Genomic DNA, 4,164 nt, shown 5'->3' on the forward strand with positions numbered 1-4,164 from the left:
TTTTTTACGACGCTGAGCTACATAGGAGAAAAAACTGGGGCAGTCGTCGTTTCACAAAAACCTGCTTACACCTCAATGCTTCTGTGTTATCGGAATGAAATGGTTTTCACCGACTGCAATATTCGAGTCAATAAGCTATAACCCAACCATCTTTGTCCAGTCCCCCATCTCCCTCTGTGTTCTCTGCGTTCTCTGTGGTTAAACCATTCCGATGCAACGGGAAACGATATAATTCGCGATCGTTTTGGGATAGAGACACGGCATTGCCGTGTCCTCAGTTACTTACAATAAATCTTGCAATTTCTCATCTTCTCCCAATACTTTGATTACCTGTTTAATCTCCTGGGTTCTATCTTTTTTCACAATCAAAGTCACATTGCCATCTCTGACAACTACCACATCTTCTAAACCAATGGTGACAATGACTTCATTCTCATCCGCTGCGTAAAAAATCGCGCCCTTCGTATCAATTCCGATGTGTTTTGCTAATTCGACATTCGGCTTGTCTCCTTGTAGCAAACGGGCGATCGCATTCCAATCTCCCAAATCGTCCCAACTAAAGCCTACAGGCAAAACACAGGCTTTTTGCGTCTTTTCCATCAGCGCATAATCAATGCTAATTTTCGGCAATTCTGAGTAAGCCTGGGCCCCTTTTGCCTCCAAAGCAGCCATCATTTCTGGTACATAATTGCGCAATTCTGTCAAGACAGTGCCAACTCGAAACACAAAAATTCCGCCATTCCAACTAAATTTGCCACTGGCTACAAATTCCTCAGCGGTGGCGCGATCGGGCTTTTCGGTAAACCGGGCGACGCGATAGGCCCGAAAACCCCCAAAACTGCCGATTTCCTCCCCTTGTTCGATGTAGCCGTAGCCAGTGGAAGCATAACTCGGTTTGACTCCCAAAGTGGCGATCGCATCCTGATTTTTCGCCAAATCCGCCGCCGCGGCCAAAGTCTTCTCAAACTCCTCCGGTTCCCCAATCCAGTGATCCGCGGGGAAAAACCCGACAACCGCATCCTCACTGTAACGCTTAGCCGTTTCTATAGCCGTCCAAGCCACGGCTGGCGCAGTATCCCTCCCCTCCGGTTCCGCCAGCAAATTCTCAGGAGGTAGCAGCGGCAACTGTTCTCGCACACCCTCAGCCAACATTTCTGACGTTACTACCCACAAATCTTCCCAGCCGTTACCTAATGTTAATAATCTTTCAGCAGTAGCTTGCAGCAAACTCTTACCGCTACCATCGAGACTCAAAAACTGCTTGGGGCGCTGCTTGCGACTTAGCGGCCAAAAACGTTCGCCTTTACCGCCGGCGAGAATCACGGGAATTAAGGTTCTGGTCATGATTTGAGGTTAAACAGTTCACATCTATTTTGCCTTGATAGCTTGAGGGATGCAAGGGTTATGGGTTATGGGTTATTGGTTATGGGTTAAAATAACCAATAACTACTTCGATAGCTCAGTATTTAGTTCGTTTACAATCCGGCGTTTTAACGGGATCGATTTGTCTCTAGGCAGCAAATTAAATACTTTTCTAAAGGCATCATCTACCTCTTCAAAAGGTACTTGTCCTTTCGCATTAAAAACAATTTTTCCCGATTGGTCGAGAATCACTGTTTGAGGTACAAAGCCTTCGTAATAATGGCTCGGATTGGTTAATTCTGGTGCTGATTTGGCAGGCAGAGAATCGATTGATACAGGTATAAAATCGGCTTCTCTACCGTAAAACTCCTGGAGGTTTGAGACAACTATAGCGTATTGCTTGCAGTCGCTACTATCATCAGTGTAAAATACCAGTAATACTGGTTTTTTGCGTTTGAAGGAATCTTTGATCGTGACTTTGGGAGGGACTAGGGAACCGTTGCCGCCATAGAGGGCAAAAATTGTACCGTCGAAGCGATCGTCTGTGAGAGTTGCGTAGGCTGGTGCTGGGCTGATAAACAGGATGAAGCTAAGGGCGATCGCCAAAGTTAAAACACTAGCAGATAAGATTCGCCGCCGCCAGCCTTTGCCAGAAGCAATAGTAGCAATTAAATTTTGGTAGTTGGAAAATATCATAGTTTGTTGGCAGTTGCTGTAAGGTGGCGAAAAAGTGTGCAAAACACGATTAATTTTATCAGCAAATGTCGGCAAATGCTGGTCAGTAGGTTAAATTGGTTTTTGACTACCTATTTTAAGATGTTTTTAGTTGCGTAGCGATCGGCACTAAGATTCAGCTCAACAAGACAGCAGGAGTCTCGCCCTCTACTGATCGAGGTGAGCGTCGGGAGGAATGCGCGTGAGTGAAGACATCCACCCCTGACCAAAACCGACAATCTTTAGATGTTGGAAGGTTGATGCTGGGTAGTTGACATAGGAACTGACAATTAGGAATTGACAACAAATGATTGCTTTACTTGACGTAATTCTCGCTCAAACCCCGGCTGCTAATGTGGCTGGACCAGATCCAATTAGTGTGTTTGAGGCGATTGTTTTAGGAATTGTCCAAGGATTAACCGAATTTTTGCCCATCAGCAGCAGCGCTCATTTGAAGGTAGTTCCAGTGGCTCTTTGGGGCCGCGATCCCGGTGTTGCTTATGTTGGTGTAATTCAATTGGGCAGCATTGTGGCAGTGCTATTGTATTTTTGGAAAGACTTGACAACTATAACTATTGGTGCATTTAAAGCTATTAGACGCTCTGACTATGATTCCCAAGAGTTTCGGATGGCCCTGGGAATTGGTTTGGGTACTATACCGATTATCTTTTTTGGACTGTTAATCAAGATATTTGTTAAAGATTTTGACAAGTCGCCACTGCGGAGTTTGGGGGCGATCGCCATTGCTTCCATCGTCATGTCCTCACTATTAGCAATAGCTGAAAAAACAGGCAAGCGTCAACGGGATTACGAAAAATTAGAAGTCAAAGATGGTATCATCATGGGATTAGCTCAAGCAATGGCAATAATTCCGGGTGTTTCGCGATCGGGTTCTACCCTCACAGCAGGATTGTTCATAGGATTAGAAAGAGCGGCGGCGGCAAGGTTTTCTTTCTTGTTAGGAATTCCGGCAATTACTCTGGCTGGTTTAGTTGAGTTGAAAAGTGCTTTGGGTGAAGGGGTAGGTGAAGGTGCTGTTGTCGCTTTGATAGTGGGAACAATTTCAGCCTTTATATTTTCCTATATTTCCATCGCCTGGTTGATGAAATTTCTGCAAACTCAGAATACCTGGATTTTTGTCTGGTATCGGCTGGCCTTTGGTGTAGCGATTTTAACTGCCCTTGCTGGCGGTGCATTGAAAGATCCCTCATTATTATAGAACCTACTTTCCGACCTGTTTCACAATATGAGAACAGGCAATAAAGCCTGTTTCATCATGTGGTAACAGGCTATTTGGTCGCTCCCAAATCGGTAGAATAAGCATCTATAACGCCTAATAATTATAGAATTTTTACGGGAGTCAATATCATGGTCGAACATAGCGATCGCCAAAATGCAAAATTAGCTCTGATTCTGGTAGTTCCTGCTGCTAGCATTGGTGTAGCAATGTCCTTATTTATTGCTCCCGGAATAGTCGGCACTATAGTTTCAGTATTGGGCGGACTTTGGCTACTATTTTTACCAATAGCCTGGTCTGTTTTGCGCGATCGCTACCAACTGCATTTATCCAGACCAAAATATCAAGAATTGTTAGTAGGCATAGTTTTGGGACTATTAATGTTCGGGATAATTATGGGTACTTACTGGCTGTTCGGTCAACAGTGGATCGATGTGGCTGATGCCAAAACCAAGGTGCAACAAATGGGGCCTGTCAATCCTATATTGTTTTTAATAGTCCAAGGCTATTTTGTACTAATCAACTCATTGATTGAAGAATTTATTTGGCGCTGGTTTGTCTACAAAAAGTGTGAGATTCTCATACCTGGAACCGGAGCTATATTTCTGAGTGCTATGTTTTTTACTCTTCATCATATCATTGTTTTAGCAGCTTATACGCAGTGGCAAGGAGTGATGTTAGGCTCCTTAGCAGTATTCCTAGCTGGGGTAATTTGGTCGTGGTGTTATCTGCTACATAAGATTGACATAAAGCGGACAAGAATGACATCTCGGACACTTAAAACTTACTTCCTGCTTCTACGTAGGGAGTCGGCTCCTTCTACTCTACAGGCGTGAATTCAGGATTAGCCA

4 protein-coding genes are annotated in these 4,164 nt (G+C 44.3%); 2 read left to right on the top strand and 2 right to left on the bottom strand.

What is annotated here, in order from left to right; translation table 11 throughout:
• Positions 1–282 precede the first annotated feature (282 nt).
• Positions 283–1,344: a mannose-1-phosphate guanylyltransferase gene (locus tag ACBR23_RS27860; protein ID WP_371118213.1), complete on the bottom strand. Its 1,062-nt coding sequence runs from the start codon at positions 1,342–1,344 to the stop codon at positions 283–285.
• 102 nt (positions 1,345–1,446) lie between these two features.
• Entirely contained in the window at positions 1,447–2,058 is a 612-nt protein-coding gene (locus tag ACBR23_RS27865; RefSeq protein ID WP_341736988.1) for a thylakoid membrane photosystem I accumulation factor, read from the bottom strand.
• 325 nt (positions 2,059–2,383) lie between these two features.
• Here ACBR23_RS27865 and ACBR23_RS27870 point away from each other — a divergent pair, with 325 nt between their 5' ends.
• Together ACBR23_RS27870 and ACBR23_RS27875 are read left to right on the top strand one after the other, a co-directional pair.
• Positions 2,384–3,295, top strand: coding sequence for an undecaprenyl-diphosphate phosphatase (locus ACBR23_RS27870; protein WP_371120830.1), 912 nt, complete (start codon positions 2,384–2,386; stop codon positions 3,293–3,295).
• Positions 3,296–3,444: 149 nt separating this feature from the next.
• The gene (locus ACBR23_RS27875; protein ID WP_371120829.1) at positions 3,445–4,149 is read left to right on the top strand and encodes a CPBP family intramembrane glutamic endopeptidase; all 705 of its coding nucleotides are present in this window, start codon (positions 3,445–3,447) and stop codon (positions 4,147–4,149) included.
• Positions 4,150–4,164: the final 15 nt, after the last annotated feature.

The sequence above is a fragment of the Microcoleus sp. genome, from assembly GCF_041354475.1.
Classification (GTDB): Bacteria; Cyanobacteriota; Cyanobacteriia; order Cyanobacteriales; family Microcoleaceae; genus Microcoleus.